This is a genomic window from Thiomicrospira cyclica ALM1, from assembly GCF_000214825.1.
GTDB classification, from domain to species: domain Bacteria; phylum Pseudomonadota; class Gammaproteobacteria; order Thiomicrospirales; family Thiomicrospiraceae; genus Thiomicrospira; species Thiomicrospira cyclica.
This window is the reverse complement of the sequence record NC_015581.1, coordinates 42508-59530: the sequence shown is the minus strand read 5'-3', so window position 1 is coordinate 59530 and position 17023 is coordinate 42508. Positions and strand designations below refer to the sequence as shown.

Sequence of the window (17023 nt, the reverse complement as noted above, 5' to 3'; positions counted from 1 at the left end):
AACCTTAACCTGCTAACACGCCATCGACCATCTGCTGGGCTTCGGCCAGTAGCTGGTCAAGATGCGCCCGCCCCTCAAACGACTCGGCATAAATTTTATACACATCTTCCGTACCAGAGGGTCGCGCGGCAAACCAGCCCTGCGCTGTCGTCACCTTTAACCCGCCTATCGCGGCATCGTTACCCGGCGCATGGGTTAATTTGGCGGTAATATCGTGACCGGCTAACTCGGTAGCGGTGACCTGCTCAGCACTCAGTTTGCTTAAGCGGGTTTTTTGCTCGCGATTCGCGGGGGCATCAATACGGGTATAGACCGGCGCACCAAACTGCTCGGTTAAGGCCTGATAGTGCTCGCCTGGGTCTTTGCCGGTTACCGCCGTAATTTCAGCGGCCAAGAGATTCATAATAATGCCGTCTTTATCGGTACTCCAGGCCATTCCCTGACGATCTAAAAATGACGCGCCGGCGGATTCCTCACCACCAAACCCCAGTGAGCCGGAGACCAGGCCTGGTACAAACCATTTAAAGCCAACCGGCACTTCCACCAAATTACGCCCTAAGCTGGCAGCTACACGATCAATCATCGAGCTCGAAACCAGCGTTTTACCAATACCGGCATCAGCTGACCAATTTGGTCGGTGACTAAATAAGTATTGAATCGCCACAGCTAAATAATGGTTAGGGTTCAGCAGACCTGCTGATGGCGCCACAATACCATGACGATCCACATCTGGGTCATTACCAAAGGCAATATCAAACTGATCCTTCAGTTTAATGAGGCTAGCCATCGCATAGGGTGATGAGCAATCCATGCGAATTTTGCCATCTTTATCCAGTGTCATAAAGCTAAAGGTTGGATCAACGCGATGATTCACCTGAGTTAAATTCAAACCATAATGTTCGGCAATTGGCTGCCAAAAATCTACGCCGGCGCCACCCATCGGATCGACGCCAATCCGCAAGCCAGATTGCGCAATCGCAGCCATGTCAATCACGTCACCCAAGGTTTCAACATAGGGCGTCATTAAATCGATGGCCTCGACCTGATCACTCGCTAGAGCTTTAGTGAGTGATTGGCGCTTAATCGCCTGACCGCCGGCTAATAAAATCGCATTGGCCCGATCTTGCACCCATTTGGTCACATCGGTATCGGCTGGCCCCCCATTCGGTGGATTGTATTTAAACCCCCCATCACGCGGTGGATTATGAGATGGCGTAATGACAATACCATCCGCCCAGCCACGATTCCGACCACGGTTGTGACGAATAATCGCATGGGAAATAACCGGCGTGGGTGTATAACGACCTCGCCCTTGAATATAAACCGTTACACCATTGGCACTTAGCACCTCAATCGCGGTCGCCTGCGCGGCCTCTGACAAAGCATGGGTATCCATACCCAAAAACATTGGGCCATCAATACCGGCGCCATGACGATACTCTACCAATGCCTGACAAATCGCGGCAATATGGGCATCATTGAAACTGGTATCTGAACTGCAACCACGATGACCCGAAGTGCCAAACCCGACCGCTTGCTCGGGACGACTGACGTCGGGTTGATGCGCGTAATAATCGACCATCAGCTGGGGAATATTGTCCAATTTTTCTGCTGGCACTGGCTGGCCGGCTAAGGGATTAAGCGCCATGACTCACTCCTTGGGCAAACTGTGCCAATGCGGCGTTAAATAATTTACTCGGACGCATAGCGGCAGCGGCTTTTTTGGCGTCTGGATGATAATAGCCACCCAAATCTACCGGCTGACCTTGTACCGCGGCTAATTCGGCCAGAATAGCGTCTAACTGAGCCTGCAACGCTTCAGCCAGCGGTGCAAACTGCTGGTGCAAGCTTAAATCTACCTGCTGCTCGGCCAAGGCTTGTGCCCAATGGGTCGCCAAATACACATGACTGCCGCGATTATCTAACTCACCCACCTTGCGCCCGGGTGAGCGGTTTTCCTGCAAGAAACGGCTGGTTGCTTGATTTAAGCTATCCACCAACACATTAATACGAGAGTTTTTGGTTTGTTGCGCTAGGTGCTCGAGTGACACCGCCAAGGCCAGGAACTCACCTAAAGAATCCCAGCGCAAAAAGTTTTCTTGCACCAGTTGCTGCACATGCTTGGGTGCTGAACCGCCGGCGCCGGTTTCAAATAATCCGCCACCAGCCAGCAAGGGCACAATAGATAGCATCTTCGCACTAGTGCCAAGCTCTAAAATCGGGAACAGATCGGTTAAGTAATCACGCAGCACGTTGCCGGTAACCGAAATAGTATCCATGCCGGCCTTGGCCCGTGCGAGCGTTTTGGCGGTGGCATCGACCGGGCTTAAGATTTCTAAATCCAGGCCTTCAATATCCAACATACCTAGGGCATTTTCGACCTTTTTAATCAAGTTAGCATCATGCGGACGTTGCGCATCGAGCCAAAAAATAGCAGGGGTATTGGTTAAACGTGCTCGTGTTACGGCTAATTTCACCCAATCTTGAATGGCAATATCTTTGGTTTGGCACATGCGCCAGATATCGCCTTTGGCTACTTGATGCGCAAAAATCACCACACCGGCTTCGTTAATGACTTGCACCGAACCGGCGCTCGGCATCTCAAAGGTTTTATCGTGCGAACCATATTCTTCGGCCTTTTGAGCCATTAAACCGACGTTAGGTACCGTACCCATAGTCGCTGGATCAAAGGCGCCATTAGCCTTACAAAACTCAATGGTTTGTTGATAAACCCCGGCATAACAGCGGTCCGGAATAATCGCTTTCATATCTTGGAGCTGACCTTGTGCATTCCACATTTGCCCAGAACTGCGAATCGCTGCGGGCATTGATGCATCAATAATCACATCACTGGGTACATGTAAATTGCTAATACCTTTATCAGAGTCAACCATCGCCAAAGCGGGTCCTTGCGCCATCGCATCGGCTAAAGCTTGATCAATCTCAACTCGTTCAGCGGCCGGCAGTGCTTGAATTTTTTGATACACATCGCCTAAGCCATTGCGGGTAGATACTCCCAATTTGCTGAAGGTATCGGAAAAGCGTTCAAATACCTGCGCAAAATAGACTTCAACAGCATGACCAAACATAATCGGGTCGGATACTTTCATCATGGTGGCTTTTAGATGCAATGAAAACAACACACCTTGTGCCTTGGCGTCGGCGACTTGTTCGGCCAAGAATGCCCGCAAAGCTGCGACACGCATGACCGAGGCATCAATCACCTCACCTGCTTGCAAGCGGGTTTTTGCTTTTAATACTGTAATTTGTCCATCTTCACCATGAAATTCAATGCGAACCGAATCCTCGGTAGGCGAAACATAAGAGAGCTCTGAACCATAAAAGTCATCGGCTTGCATATGCGCTACATGAGATTTAGAGTCTTTTGACCAAACCCCCATGCTATGCGGATGAGCTTTGGCATAAGCTTTAACAGGTCCTGCAACACGACGGTCCGAATTACCCTCACGCAATACGGGATTCACGGCAGAACCCAACACCTTTGCATAACGGGCTTTTATATCGCGCTCTTGATCATTCTGAGGAGTAGCGGGATAGTTTGGAATTGCATAACCCTGGGCTTGTAGCTCAGCAATAGCACCGGTCAACTGCGGAATTGAGGCTGAAATATTCGGCAGCTTAATAATATTGGCTGCGGGCTTTTTCGCCAACTCACCAAGTTCGGTTAAAGCATCAACGGTTTGCTGTTCAGCGGTTAGATATTCGTTAAAATTCGCCAAAATGCGGCCAGCCAAAGAAATGTCACGAGTAGTCACTTCCACTCCAGCAGCCGCTGTAAAGGCTTGAATAATAGGAAGAAATGAATAGGTAGCTAAAGCGGGCGCTTCATCAGTATGCGTATAGATTAGAGTAGACGATTGGGTCATTGCAGATCCTTTTTAAATTTTTATAAATTCGGCTAGAAACTAGACTCATAGGCGCTAGATTAGATAATACAGACGCGGTTACAAGCACAATGGGATTACTCTTCAAAACTGCAAGCACCGGATTCTGCCGTTAATAAATCGGATCCATCGGCTAGGTTCCCGTTAATTCAATCTTGGTCTGCGTGATTGCGATGACTCACTAGCAGATCCTCAAACACTTGGGGATTTTTAATCATGGTCATTTCCCCTTTTCTTGGCATGATGGCATCTTTTAAGCGTGACAAATAAAAACGCAACGCCGCCATCCGCAATGCCGCTGGCCAGCAGGCTAATTCTTGCGGTGTTAATTGACGTATCTGCTGGTAGGCAAATAACGTCTTGCTCACAAACTCTGGCTTCAACTGATGCATTTCATCTCGACACCAATCATTAACCATAACCGCCAAGTCATACAAGCAGGCTCCTTGACAAGCATAATATAAATCAATGATACCAGTAAGGGTTTCGCCGTCAAACATAGCATTATCGGTAAACAGGTCAGCATGAATGACACTTTGCGGAAGTGCCTGCCAATCAATGGCTTGTTGGTACGCTATTTCATCGGCAATCAAGCTATATTGATCTGCTGTCAACCGTTGGCTGATGAGTTTGAAAGTTTCTTCTGCCCAAAGAATGTCTCGATCGTTAGGTCTAAATTCGGCAAATTTTGATCCCACCTTATGAAATCTTGCCAAGGTTGCTGCCATAACTTGGCACTGTGGTAAGGTGGGAAACGTGAGCGTCTGACCCGATAGGCGTGCGACTAAGGTGGCCGGCTTGCCACACAGCTCACCAAGAAAGCCGCCTGAATTATTGGGTTGAGGCAAGGCTGTTGGTATACCATTATCCGCCATAAACGCCATAATATTCAGGAAATACCCTAGCTCGCTGGGCTGGTGGTGTTCAAAAATCGTTAACACAAAGCGAGACTGATCCGTATCAACAAAATAGTTGGTATTCTCAATACCGGCACTAATTCCTTTGTAACTAACTAACTGACCTACCGAGTAGTGTTTTAAAAACTCGACCAGCTGCTCCGACGCAACCTTTGTATAAACAGACATTGACAGGCTATTCCTAAACACGAATTAGCATTATTTTAGCACAGTTGTTTGACAGGGTTATTAGCAGGGGAAGGCTATTACAAAAGAAAAGCCCGCTGTTCGGGGCGGGCTTTCTTGCTAGAGAGGTGTTATAAAATATAACGATATTACGTAAGAATGTTGCTATTACATTCCGTGATGACCAACACCTGGTGCATCAACACCAATACGTTGTTCAACGTTGTACTGTGGCGTACCATCAGGTAGACGGTTAGCTGTACGGTAACTGGTGATATCACCTCTACCATCACCCACCATATAATCTGGGCAGTCACTCATACAACGATCGTTCGCGATTACTGGACGGTGATCACAGAAGAAGTTACCTGCATTAGGCATATACTTGTTAGCCTGCATTAACATTTCTGCATTAAAGAAATCATCGTCTTCAATACGCGTACCTTGGTCATCTAATGGAATATCGTTCATTTGAAGGATATAACCGGTGATACCCATATAACCTGCGTCACCAATAGCTGGCATATTAGGCGTCCAGAATGGCATAGCACGACGGTTGTAATCAAACAAAGTTGTGGCATATGGCCAGTAGTTACCTACAGTTTTGATTGGAGCTGGATCGTTGAAGTCAGAAGTTACCAATGGTAACGGATCCCCTTCAGACAATGGCAAGTAACCGCGAGCACCTTCACCGAACTCACCATGACATACCGCACAGAACTGGATGTACATATCACCACCCTGCTGTACTGTCATACCTACATCAAGTGATGGCAAGCCATTACCACTGGCATCAACATGGATTTTCCACACATCTAAAGCGTCTTCAGCGATCGGCGTACCAAAGCCATAAGCTACGAACGTCGTATCATTGTAATAATTCTCTTCAGCACGCGCCCAAACGTCTACGAATGCTTCAGGAATCTTACACTGCATGTTACCGTGCGGACCACCATCGATTGAGTCATCAACTTCAAACGAGTAAGGGTTGGCAGGGTCCATTTTCTCAACCAAACGCTGTCGTGTGTTTTCACCTAAGATAGTACGAACAACTTGTGCGTCAAGGTAACGACCATCAGCCTCGTCTACAATCTCACGCCAGTTTTCTGGGAAACCACGAACACTCGTCAATTCTGGATTAGCGTTTGCGTCAGGAGTAACAAAAGCACCAACTTGAGCACCTTCGCCTGGCTTGTCAGACATGGCAATTGCCACGCCTGACATTAATAAAGCACCAGTAACCGCTGATGCAACAAGGGTCTTTTTAGAATTGAACATTTTCAATCATGCCTCCAAATTCGCTGTTATGGGCGTGGATTTTCCAAGTAACCATCGCAGTACGGTGGTAAACGTTGTTAGTACCTTCAATTTCACGCATTTGCGGCATGTTTGGCTGTACATAACCTGTTTCATCCGTAGTACGACTCATCATGAGCAACTCACTACCATCCCAGTCAAACTCAAGCTCAAAACGTGTCCAAGCTTTTGGTAGAACTGCTGAAGTTAATTTCGCCTCAGTCCAGTTACGACCACCGTCGAAGGTGATGTCAACGTGATCAACTTTACCACGACCTGACCATGCAATACCTTTCGCTACATAACGACCTGGGCCTTGCATTTTGAAGTCTGGCGATGGGTAAGTAATTACCGAGTTCGCTTCCATGTAGAAAGACATATTCTGAACGGTACCGTCAGGCATCAACTCAGTGTACTTAGAGGTTTCTTCACGGTGCTGTAATGGCTTGTCAGTTACCTGGATACGACGAATGTGTTTAACCCACATGTTGGCTTCACAACCAGGAACCACTAAACGAATTGGATAACCGTTTTCTGGACGTAGCGCTTCACCGTTCTGAGCATAAGCAATCATACAGTCGTCCATGCCTAGTTCTACTGGAATAGAACGAGCCATACCAGATGCATCAGCACCCTCTGGAATCAACCAAGTACCTTCAGGACGGATACCCGCTTCTTTCAATAGCGTTGATAGACGTACACCAGTCCACTCAACACATGACATCATACCGTGGGTCCACTGAACAGAGTTCAACTGCACACCTTTCCATTCCATCGCGCCATTAGCAGGACACTCAGCGAATAGAACACGTGACTCAGCTGGGAAACGCTTTAGGTCATCCATAGTGAAAATCAATGGACGCTCAACCAAACCATGAATAACTAAACGGTGCTCATCTGGGTTGATGTTGATACCGCCACCATGGTAACGTTCGAAGTGAAGACCGTTTGGCGTGATCATACCGTGCAAGCTTTGTAGCGGCGTCATAGTGATCGAAGCCATTGAGTCAGGCGTTAACCACTCAAGCGTACGACGCTGTACTTCTTTTTCAAATGGCGAAGGCATACCGTATGGGTATTGACGTACACCCCAACCTAATGCTTTACGCGCGCTTTGATCTTGTAAAACAGTGGTAATTTCTTCACGACCCGCGTAAGGTGCCACAGCACGCTTTGGATCAAATTGGATTTCACGAGCGCTAGCAGCTTGGGTAAATAAAACACCCCCTGCAACAGCAGCACCCCCTTTTAAGAAAGCACGACGGCTTTGTGAACGACTTTCTTCAGTCTGAACCGCGACTTTTTCTACTACTTTATCTGTCATTTTATATGCTCCTTGATTGGCATTTCTAAATGTAACAACACCACAGATTCAAGAGTTATTGTTATTCCAATTGTTAGTTTAAATCGAGCAAGATGACCAACAACGAAAAAATATTGTATTTGACCGCTACCGACTGCTCAAACTTACAATGTTGGTCAGCTATAATAAACCCGTTTGCTTTGCAACATCAAGCAAAAGCGTCGCATAAATTAGTCTTTTCTTATATAAATTTTTTATAACGCTCACTAAATTTTCTATGTAGCATCCATCTGGAGTGAAACTATTTATTTTTAAGTCATGAAGACGTATCATCAATACACATTCAATGGAACATCGCCAATGCGTTATTTTATGCATGGTTTCAGCACGAGGTTTTACATGATTTCACGCCAATTCCCGATTACCCGTATGCGTCGTATGCGGGCCGATAACTTTTCGCGCCGCCTGATGAGAGAAAACACCCTGACCACCAACGATTTAATCTACCCGATGTTTGTGATTGAGGGTTTTAACCTGCGTGAACCGGTTGAGTCGATGCCGGGTGTTGAACGCCTGACCATTGATCTATTGGTTGAAGAAGCCGAAGAGTTGGTTGAACTCGGTATTCCGATGATCGCGATTTTTCCGGTAGTGCCACAAGAAGGCAAAAGCCTCGATGCGGCCGAAGCCTATAATCCCGAAGGCTTGGCGCAACGTGCCGTGCGCGCGGTGAAAGCCGCTTACCCCGAATTGGGGGTCATGACCGATGTGGCGCTTGACCCTTTTACCACTCACGGTCAAGACGGCATTATTGACGACAAGGGTTATGTGCTGAATGACGACACAATTGATGTGCTAATGAAACAAGCCTTGTCGCACGCCGAAGCCGGTGCCGATGTGATTGGGCCATCCGATATGATGGACGGACGGATTATAGAAATTCGTGAGCTGCTTGAAGAACAAGGTCATATCAATACCCGCATTATGGCCTATTCGGCTAAGTATGCTTCCGCCTATTACGGGCCATTCCGTGATGCCGTCGGTTCCGCCGCCAATCTGGGCAAAAGCGACAAAGCTAACTATCAAATGGATCCGGCCAATTCAAATGAAGCTTTACATGAAGTCGCACTGGATATTAACGAAGGTGCTGATATGGTGATGGTTAAGCCCGGTCTGCCTTATTTAGATGTTGTGCAGCGGATTAAAAGTGAATTTAAAGTCCCTACCTATGCTTACCATGTCAGTGGTGAATACGCGATGCTCAAGGCGGCCGCCCAAAATGGCTGGCTGGATGAACGTAAAGTGGCGATGGAAACCCTGCTGTGTTTTAAACGTGCCGGGGCGGATGGCATTTTGACCTACTATGCCAAACAGGTTGCCCTTTGGCTTGCAGAAGATGCCGCATTATGACCCTAGACCGCTACGCCGTGGTCGGCGACCCGATTAGTCATTCTAAATCACCGCTGATCCACCAACTCTTTGCCGAACAAACTGGTCAAACGATGCAGTATGAAGCCATTCGTATTGACGCGGAGGACGCCAATTTTGTCGATGAAATCCGCGCCATTCAGCAGGCCGGTTATAAAGGCTTAAACATTACCGTGCCCTATAAACTCGATGCGTTTGAATTAACTGACCAGCTGACACCCCGCGCCGAGGTCGCCCATGCCGTCAATACCTTTGAGTTTTTGGAGAATGACCAAATTCTAGGTGACAATACTGATGGCGCAGGCCTGGTGATGGATATTGAACTCAATGGCCAATGCCCTTTTATAGATAAAAAGGTGCTGATTATTGGCGCCGGCGGTGCGGTGCAAGGCATCCTACAACCTCTACTTGCCAAACAACCGGGCCTGGTGCATATCGCCAACCGCACCGCCAAACGCGCGCAGGTATTAGGCCAGCGTTTTGATACCCAAGTGCCGATTCACGGCAGTGGTTGGGATGAGATCCCACTCGAACCCTTTGACATTATTATTAACGGCACGTCAGCCAGCTTAGAAGGTAAATTACCGCCGGTATCCGCTGAGGTCATCGGGCCAAACAGCTTGGTCTATGACATGATGTATGGGGCTGAACCCACGGTGTTTTTAAACTGGGCCCAACAGCATCAGCCGCAATGCCAACGTATGGATGGTTTGGGGATGCTGGTCGGCCAAGCAGCGGAAAGTTTTTATCTCTGGCGCGGTGTGATGCCAAAAACTAAATCGGTGATTGAACAGGTACGACACTTGATTCAGCAGCAAACTCATTTTTGAGTTTGACATAGTGCGCCGCGGAATATTTAAAAAAGGCCTTCTCGTCATCAGTTAGCGGACGAATCTGCTTAACCGGTGACCCTAAATACAAATAGCCACTATCCAACACCTTGCCGGCAGGCACTAAACTATTGGCACCCACCAACACATGCTTTTGCACCACGGCATTATCAAGCACTATCGCACCCATACCGATTAAGCATTCATCTTCTAAAATGCAACCATGCAAAACCACGTTATGCCCCACGGTAACATCACAACCGACTCGCGTCATCGAGCCACGCGTACGCTCAGACACATGGGTCGCATGAACCACGGCACCATCCTGAATATTGGAACGCGCGCCAATCTCAATCGCACTGACATCACCACGCAGCACGGCGCAGGGCCAAATACTGACATCCTCAGCTAAATGACAAGGTCCAATAACCTGAGCCGACGGATCAACCCAAGCCGACTTGGCCAACTCAGGCCCTATGCCCTTATAACTGCGCAGGGTCATTTTGAAGCCTCGCTTACCAATTCAGCTGAAGCGAGCGGCGCCGCGGTGGCCTGAATATGCACATCCATCTGCGGATAAGGAATCACAATACCTTGTTCGTCAAAGGTGAGCTTAACCTTTTCGATAAAATCAAAGCGAACCGGCCAATAATCGCCGGCATCCGCCCAGATACGCACGGTGAAGTTCACACTACTATCGGCTAATTCAGACACCACAACCAATGGCGCTGGATCGGTGTGCGCGCGAGGCTCGGCGACAATTAAATCGAGCAGAATTTGTTTGGCTTTGCGTAAATCACTGTCATAACTGATACCAAACACCAAATCAATACGACGTGTCGGGCGCGCCGAATAGTTAACCAATTTATCGCGATAAATTTGTCCGTTAGGGACGGTAATTTCACGATTATCACCGGTGCGCATCACGGTATTTAACAGGGTGATTTTTTCAGCTACCCCCATTTGACCGGCTACTTCAACAAAATCACCCACCTTAAACGGCTGGGTAAGAATCAACATCACCCCAGAGGCAAAATTATTCAACGAATCTTTTAAGGCTAAACCAACCGCCAGGCCTGCTGCCGCCAATAACGCAATCACCGAGGTCGTATCAAAGCCTAAATAGCCCAATACCGCTAAAGTCAGCAGAACATACAATAAAACCCGCGCCACCGACTTCACAAACTCTAGCAAAATCAGTTCTACCTTGAAGGTCTCCAGCGTTTTTTGCAGCAATTGCATCGCGTATTTAATCAACTTATGACCAATATAAAACGCAATCAACGCTACTAAAATTTTGATACTAAACGGCACGACATATTGATAAATGAGTAACTCTAAATCCATTTTTCCCCCAGCTAGGGTGGTTAACATACAAAGTAAATCTAATATACCTTATAATATGTTGTTATGTTTTTACTAAATACTTAAAAAGGATACTACTATGGCTCGCGTAACTGTCGAAGACTGCTTACAAAATGTTGAAAACCGCTTTGAACTTGTTTTAGTTAGCGCTAAACGTGCTCGTCAACTGGGCAATGGTGCCGATGCTTGTGTGGCATGGGAAAATGACAAGCCAACCGTTGTCGCTTTACGTGAGCTGGCTGAAAATCTGGTAGAACCCGCTGTGATCCTAGCCGACCCAGATACCCCACCCTTCTTCAGCTAATCGTAGGGTTTTATGGCCACACCTCGCTCGCTCGATGGGCTGATTAGTAAAGCGGAAGCCTACCTCAAACCGGCACAAGTTAAGCAAATTATTGCTGCGTTTGAGTTTGGTGATTTGGCGCATGCTGGGCAAACCCGTAAAGCTGGCGGTGCCTATATTTGGCATCCTGTTGCGGTGGCTGAAATCCTCGCTGAAATCCAACTCGACCACGAAAGTTTGATTGCAGCAATTCTGCACGACGTGATCGAAGACACACCCTATACCAAACAAGACATCATTGATCGCTTTGGTGAAAAAGTCGCCGATATTATTGATGGCGTAACCAAGCTGGGCAAAATCGCCTTCGACAACCCGCAAGAAGCCCAAGCCGAAAGCTTTCGCAAAATGATGCTAGCCATGTCACGCGATATTCGGGTGATCTTAATCAAACTTGCTGACCGTTTGCATAACATGCGAACACTAGGGGTGATGCGTCCAGATAAACAACGCCGCATCGCTCGAGAAACGCTCGATATTTACGCGCCCATCGCCGCACGTTTAGGCATTAACTCCTTTCGTATTGAACTTGAAGATCTTGGCTTTAAAGCCATGTATCCCAAACGCTATGCCGCACTGGAAAAGGCGATTAAAAAGGCCCGCGGCAATCGTAAAGAAGTCGTTGAACAAATCAGTGATGCACTGACTGCTCGCCTAAATCAAGAGGGCTATGAGGCTGAAGTTATTGGACGCGAAAAACATCTATTTAGTCTTTATAAGAAAATGCGCCAAAAACGCCTGACTTTTGTTGAAGTGCTGGATATTTTTGCCTTCCGCATTATCGTCAAAAGTGTTGATGAATGTTATCGCGCCCTCGGGTTAGTTCATTCATTGTACAAGCCCTTACCAGGCAAATTTAAAGACTATATCGCGATCCCCAAAGGTAATGGCTACCAATCACTCCACACGCTGTTGTTCGGCCCTTATGGTGTGCACATTGAAGTGCAAATTCGGACCGAAGCCATGCATGAAGTCTCCGAACATGGCATTGCCGCACATTGGCACTATAAACTCAGCGGTGACGGTGCCAACCAAACCCATGCCATTGACGAACGCGCACAAGAATGGGTGCGTAACCTGCTTGAAATACAACAAAGTGCGGGAAACTCTTTGGATTTCTTGGAAAACGTAAAAATCGACCTTTTCCCAGACGTAACCTATGTGTTTACCCCTCAAGGCGATATCGTCACCTTGCCACGCAACGCAACTGCTGTGGATTTCGCCTATGCCGTGCACACCAATCTGGGCCATGCCTGTGTCGGCTGTCGTATTGATCGCCAGTTGGTGCCATTACGGACGCCGCTAGAAAGTGGCCAAACGGTTGAAATCATCAAATCGAAAGAAACCCAGCCCAACCCGAATTGGCTCAACTTTGTGACTACGGCCAAAGCTCGCGCGCAAATCCGCTCATTCCTTAAGAATCAGCATGATCAATCAGCTGAAGAATTAGGTCAAAAACTGCTTACTAAAGCATTGCTCACCCACGGCCTGAGCTACAATCAGTTAACCGAACAACATTTGATTACTTTAAAAGTGCAACTGCACCTCGAAAATTGGTCACAACTGCTTAATGACATTGGGCTAGGTCGTCGCATGGCTGGCCTGGTGGCAAAACAAATTGCCGACAGCTTGCCGGTCAAAACAGACGCTGACCTCAAGCCGGACAATGAAACCAAGCAGGCAATTCATGCATCAGCCGGCGCGCAACAACCCTTAGCAATTTCCGGCACCGAAGGTCTGGTCGTAAACTACGCGCAATGTTGCCACCCGATTCCGGGTGATGACATTATTGGTTTTATGTCATCCGGTAAAGGCTTAGTGATTCATCGTCAAGACTGTAAAAATGTGCGCCACTATCAAAATCAGCCAGACAAATGGCTTGATGTGGAATGGTCACCCGCATCCGAGCAACTCTTTTCGGTCGACGTGCAAATTGAAGCGAAGAACCAACGCGGCACATTGGCAATGGTCGCCTCTGAAATTGCCAATACTAAAACCGATATTCAGCGTGTACGCTCCGAGGATAAGGACGAAACTTACAGTGTGATGCACTTTGTATTGAGCGTGCGTAACCGCGAACATCTTGATGACTTGTTGCGCCACTTACGCCGGATTCCGCTGATCGAAAAGGCCTTTAGGGTCGATTCTCACTAAATTATTGACTGCTTATTATAAAGGGAAAGACCATGCGCCAAACCATTCATACCGATAAAGCCCCAGCCGCGATTGGCACCTATTCACAAGCGATTCGTGTTGCTGATACCGTTTATTTATCGGGTCAAATTGGCTTGATTCCAGACACCATGACCCTCGCTGAAGGCGATATCAGTAATCGCATTCACCAAGTGTTTAAAAACCTCAGTGCGGTTTGTGAAGCGGCCGGCGGCAATTTACAAGATATTGCCAAACTCAATATCTTCCTAACCGATATGAGCCATTTTGCGACCGTTAATGACATTATGGCGCAGTACTTCCAACAACCTTACCCCGCGCGCGCCGCTGTTGCCGTCAAACAACTACCGAAAGACACGGATGTTGAAATGGACGGCGTGATGGTTCTGTCGCACTACTAAGTCAAAGGGAAATCATGTCCGCCCCACTCAGTGAACTCAAAGTTAGTGGTTTAAAAGGGGTGGGACCCAAGCTGGCCGAGAAACTGGCCAAACTGCATTTGCATAGCCTGCTTGACCTGTTGTTGCATTTACCGCTGCGCTATCAAGACAAAACCCAACTGACCGAACTAAGCCAGTGCTTGCCTGGCACCGAAGCCTTGATTGAGGCTGATATTCTGCAAAGCCGCTTTGTTGGCGGACGCGCTCCCGGTCTTTGGGTGGATTGTTTAAGCCACGACCAAACCCCCATTAGCCTGCGTTTTTTTCATGTCAACGCCAACCAAGCACGCTTCTATCAACGCGGCAAACGCCTACGCGCCTTTGGCGAATGTCGCCTGGGTATGCAGGGCTGGGAAATGATGCACCCGGATTGCGAGGTATTTAGTGCCGCAGCACCGGCCTTATCCCCGTTTCTGACGCCGATTTATCCCACCACAGAAGGACTGGGGCAAAAGACGTTACAAAAACTCATTAACCAGGCCTGCGTGCAACTCGAACAGTATCCACTAGACGAACACCTACCCCTAGCCTTGCGTGAACAATGGCAACTGCCGGGGATTAATCAGGCACTGCGCACCTTGCATCAGCCACCTGCCGGCAGTGACATCGGTGCCCTAAGCCGTTTTGAAACACCGGCGCAACAGCGCCTGATTGTTGAAGAGCTGTTTACCCATCAACTGAGTCTGCAGCGCTTGCGTCAAAGCCAACAAGCCACACCGGCACCCGCTTTTAATGCGGCACAGAGCCGGGGCTTAACCCAGTTAATTTATAGCCTGCCTTTTCAGCTAACCCAGGCACAACAGCGAGTTTGGCAAGAAATTAGCCAAGATTTAGCCCAACCCAAACCGATGCAGCGCTTAGTACAAGGTGATGTTGGCTCAGGTAAAACCGTGATTGCGGCCATGGCGGCGCAGATCTGTGCCGAACAAGGCTATCAAGTCGCGATTATGGCTCCTACCGAAATCCTCGCCGAACAACACCGTCAAGCGATGCAGGACTGGTTAAGTCCGCTCGGATTACAACTTACTAGCCTGAGTGGTCGACACAAGCCCAGCGAACGCCAACAAATTCTGGCGGCGATTGCATCAGGTGAATCACAAGTGATTGTCGGCACTCATGCGCTCTTCCAAGACAGTGTGACCTTCAAACAACTCGGCTTAGTGATTATTGATGAGCAACATCGATTTGGGGTGCATCAACGCCTGGCGCTGACCCAAAAAGTGAACGCCGCAAACACAGCGCAAACCTGGCAACCCCATCAACTCACCATGACCGCCACGCCGATTCCACGTACCCTCGCGATGGCCGCTTATGGTGATTTAGATTTATCGGTCATTGATGAACTGCCACCCGGACGACAAGCGATTGACACCGCGGTGTTAAGCAATGCCAAACGCTATGAGGTGATGGACCATCTCTACCAGGCCTGCCAAAATGGCGTACAAGCCTACTGGGTTTGCCCGCTAATTGAAGAATCCGAACAACTTAACGCCCAAGCGGCGGCCAGTACCCTCGCTGAATTTCAACAACAATGGTCCGATTTAAAGGTCGGTTTAATCCACGGCAAACTCAAACCCGCCGAAAAAGAACAACTGATGGCTGATTTTAAGGCCCAAAAACTACAAGTATTAGTAGCCACAACCGTGATTGAAGTTGGGGTGAACGTGCCGAATGCTAGCTTAATGATTATTGAGAACGCGGAACGACTAGGATTAGCACAATTGCATCAGCTACGAGGGCGTGTTGGACGAGGCAGTAAAAAAAGCCACTGTGTTCTGCTTTACCAAGCGCCCTTATCCGAAACTGCTAAAGCAAGGCTAAAAATAATGCGAGAAAGCCAAGACGGCTTTGTCATTGCCGAAGAAGACTTAAAAATTCGTGGTCCCGGTGAGGTGCTTGGTACCCGCCAAACCGGCGGATTGAGTTTTCGGATTGCCGATATTAGTCGTGACCAAGTCTGGTTAACCGAATTGCAACCCGCCGCCCACGACTGGCTAACCAGCCTACAACAAAGTGGTGATCTAGCCGGGCTCGAGGCACGCTGGCTTGCTCATCGATTGGACTATCATCATGCCTAATGCTCGCCTTGCCCAACGGCTGTACGAGGCCGTTGACATCTCGCGTTTGACCCAAAACCTGCCGCAGCAGGCCTGGCTATTCGATCGTGCCTCTCTTACCGAAAAATTGCAAGCCCGCTGCCCAACGCTACAAGTCGTGCCTTTATACGAAGGCTGGGGTCATCCCTATCCTTTTGAACAGGCCGCCCTCGCTAGGACGTTCGCTGGCTCGACATCAGATTCAGCATCGAGATTACCATCAGGGTCGCGCGTTTGGATTCGAGAAGTGATACTCGAGTGCCAAGGGCAGGCTTGGATTTTTGCACGCAGTGTGAGCCCAGCTGTTGGCGCCAGACAACCCTGGGCTTTTTTGCGCCAACAAGGTCAGCAACCGCTTGGGCAACGACTGTTTCAAGACCCATCCATAGAACGCGACGCTTTCTTATTTAGCCGCTGGCACTGGCCATCCCCGGTCATAGCGCACAAAATAGCTCATCAGCCAATGCTCGCCCGCCACTGCCTATACCAAAAACACCAAGCACCGCTGTTACTTAGCGAAATCTTTTTAGCCGATTTTTGGGCAAAAAAAACCCCGAATTGAACCTACAATTCGGGGTAGCGGCCCAACGATGGGGCCTAACCTCAACCTACGTTGCGACATCGCTTAACTTGTCACAATAAAATACTACACAGAAGCTATACACCCAGCCAATTAAATATTTATAACCTATTGATAAATCTAAACTATTAATTAATTATTTGCATTATTTGTTACACAATCGCAAACCAAACACTCATCATATAA

14 protein-coding genes are annotated in these 17023 nt (G+C 48.2%); 7 read left to right on the top strand and 7 right to left on the bottom strand.

Features of this window, described 5'->3' with window-relative positions; all coding sequences use genetic code 11:
• Window positions 1-4 precede the first annotated feature (4 nt).
• The 5 genes from pgm to soxC form a co-directional block, all read right to left on the bottom strand.
• Complete coding sequence (gene pgm, locus THICY_RS00280) at window positions 5-1648, bottom strand: phosphoglucomutase (alpha-D-glucose-1,6-bisphosphate-dependent) (protein WP_013834618.1); 1644 nt, start codon at window positions 1646-1648, stop codon at window positions 5-7.
• Window positions 1638-3887 carry an NADP-dependent isocitrate dehydrogenase gene (locus THICY_RS00275; RefSeq protein ID WP_013834617.1) on the bottom strand — a complete coding sequence of 750 codons (2250 nt, stop codon included), beginning with the start codon at window positions 3885-3887 and terminating at the stop codon, window positions 1638-1640. The genes pgm and THICY_RS00275 overlap by 11 nt, the downstream gene beginning before the upstream one ends.
• Before the next feature lie 167 nt (window positions 3888-4054).
• A complete protein-coding gene (locus tag THICY_RS00270; protein ID WP_013834616.1) occupies window positions 4055-4990 on the bottom strand; it encodes a homoserine kinase in 936 nt (311 codons plus the stop codon).
• Between the two features lie 165 nt (window positions 4991-5155).
• The gene (locus THICY_RS00265; protein WP_013834615.1) at window positions 5156-6265 is read right to left on the bottom strand and encodes a c-type cytochrome; all 1110 of its coding nucleotides are present in this window, start codon (window positions 6263-6265) and stop codon (window positions 5156-5158) included.
• Complete coding sequence (gene soxC, locus THICY_RS00260) at window positions 6252-7607, bottom strand: sulfite dehydrogenase (RefSeq protein WP_006459690.1); 1356 nt, start codon at window positions 7605-7607, stop codon at window positions 6252-6254. Before soxC ends, THICY_RS00265 begins: the two co-directional genes overlap by 14 nt.
• Before the next feature lie 378 nt (window positions 7608-7985).
• Between soxC and hemB the strand changes: the two genes are divergently transcribed.
• Window positions 7986-8996: a porphobilinogen synthase gene (gene hemB, locus THICY_RS00255; protein ID WP_013834614.1), complete on the top strand. Its 1011-nt coding sequence runs from the start codon at window positions 7986-7988 to the stop codon at window positions 8994-8996.
• Window positions 8993-9844: a shikimate dehydrogenase gene (gene aroE / locus THICY_RS00250; RefSeq protein ID WP_013834613.1), complete on the top strand. Its 852-nt coding sequence runs from the start codon at window positions 8993-8995 to the stop codon at window positions 9842-9844. The genes hemB and aroE overlap by 4 nt, the downstream gene beginning before the upstream one ends.
• Here the strand turns inward: aroE and THICY_RS00245 are convergent.
• Window positions 9789-10346 (bottom strand): gamma carbonic anhydrase family protein, encoded by a 558-nt coding sequence (locus THICY_RS00245; protein WP_013834612.1) that lies wholly within the window; start codon window positions 10344-10346, stop codon window positions 9789-9791. The genes aroE and THICY_RS00245 overlap by 56 nt on opposite strands.
• The gene (locus THICY_RS00240) at window positions 10343-11191 is read right to left on the bottom strand and encodes a mechanosensitive ion channel family protein (protein WP_049778978.1); all 849 of its coding nucleotides are present in this window, start codon (window positions 11189-11191) and stop codon (window positions 10343-10345) included. The genes THICY_RS00245 and THICY_RS00240 overlap by 4 nt, the downstream gene beginning before the upstream one ends.
• A 97-nt stretch (window positions 11192-11288) precedes the next feature.
• On the opposite strand from THICY_RS00240, the gene rpoZ reads away from it, so the two are divergent.
• From rpoZ to THICY_RS00215, 5 genes are read left to right on the top strand one after another with little or no spacing between them, the layout of a single operon-like run.
• A complete protein-coding gene (gene rpoZ / locus THICY_RS00235) occupies window positions 11289-11513 on the top strand; it encodes a DNA-directed RNA polymerase subunit omega (protein ID WP_013834610.1) in 225 nt (74 codons plus the stop codon).
• A 12-nt stretch (window positions 11514-11525) separates the two neighbouring features.
• Window positions 11526-13703: a RelA/SpoT family protein gene (locus THICY_RS00230; protein ID WP_013834609.1), complete on the top strand. Its 2178-nt coding sequence runs from the start codon at window positions 11526-11528 to the stop codon at window positions 13701-13703.
• A 32-nt stretch (window positions 13704-13735) separates the two neighbouring features.
• On the top strand, window positions 13736-14122 hold the full coding sequence (locus THICY_RS00225) for a RidA family protein (RefSeq protein ID WP_013834608.1): 387 nt from the start codon (window positions 13736-13738) through the stop codon (window positions 14120-14122).
• A gap of 14 nt (window positions 14123-14136) precedes the next feature.
• Window positions 14137-16239 (top strand): ATP-dependent DNA helicase RecG, encoded by a 2103-nt coding sequence (recG, locus tag THICY_RS00220; protein WP_013834607.1) that lies wholly within the window; start codon window positions 14137-14139, stop codon window positions 16237-16239.
• Window positions 16232-16819 (top strand): chorismate--pyruvate lyase family protein, encoded by a 588-nt coding sequence (locus THICY_RS00215; protein WP_157862703.1) that lies wholly within the window; start codon window positions 16232-16234, stop codon window positions 16817-16819. The genes recG and THICY_RS00215 overlap by 8 nt, the downstream gene beginning before the upstream one ends.
• Window positions 16820-17023 lie beyond the last annotated feature (204 nt).

Coding starts and splice junctions, on each gene's coding strand:
- rpoZ (WP_013834610.1), top strand. CDS start 11,289: ATGGCTCGCGTAACTGTCGAAGACTGCTTACAAAATGTTGAAAACCGC.
- hemB (WP_013834614.1), top strand. CDS start 7,986: ATGATTTCACGCCAATTCCCGATTACCCGTATGCGTCGTATGCGGGCC.
- THICY_RS00275 (WP_013834617.1), bottom strand. CDS start 3,887: ATGACCCAATCGTCTACTCTAATCTATACGCATACTGATGAAGCGCCC.
- THICY_RS00230 (WP_013834609.1), top strand. CDS start 11,526: ATGGCCACACCTCGCTCGCTCGATGGGCTGATTAGTAAAGCGGAAGCC.
- THICY_RS00265 (WP_013834615.1), bottom strand. CDS start 6,265: ATGTTCAATTCTAAAAAGACCCTTGTTGCATCAGCGGTTACTGGTGCT.
- THICY_RS00215 (WP_157862703.1), top strand. CDS start 16,232: ATGCCTAATGCTCGCCTTGCCCAACGGCTGTACGAGGCCGTTGACATC.
- pgm (WP_013834618.1), bottom strand. CDS start 1,648: ATGGCGCTTAATCCCTTAGCCGGCCAGCCAGTGCCAGCAGAAAAATTG.
- THICY_RS00245 (WP_013834612.1), bottom strand. CDS start 10,346: ATGACCCTGCGCAGTTATAAGGGCATAGGGCCTGAGTTGGCCAAGTCG.
- THICY_RS00240 (WP_049778978.1), bottom strand. CDS start 11,191: ATGGATTTAGAGTTACTCATTTATCAATATGTCGTGCCGTTTAGTATC.
- THICY_RS00225 (WP_013834608.1), top strand. CDS start 13,736: ATGCGCCAAACCATTCATACCGATAAAGCCCCAGCCGCGATTGGCACC.
- aroE (WP_013834613.1), top strand. CDS start 8,993: ATGACCCTAGACCGCTACGCCGTGGTCGGCGACCCGATTAGTCATTCT.
- THICY_RS00270 (WP_013834616.1), bottom strand. CDS start 4,990: ATGTCTGTTTATACAAAGGTTGCGTCGGAGCAGCTGGTCGAGTTTTTA.
- soxC (WP_006459690.1), bottom strand. CDS start 7,607: ATGACAGATAAAGTAGTAGAAAAAGTCGCGGTTCAGACTGAAGAAAGT.
- recG (WP_013834607.1), top strand. CDS start 14,137: ATGTCCGCCCCACTCAGTGAACTCAAAGTTAGTGGTTTAAAAGGGGTG.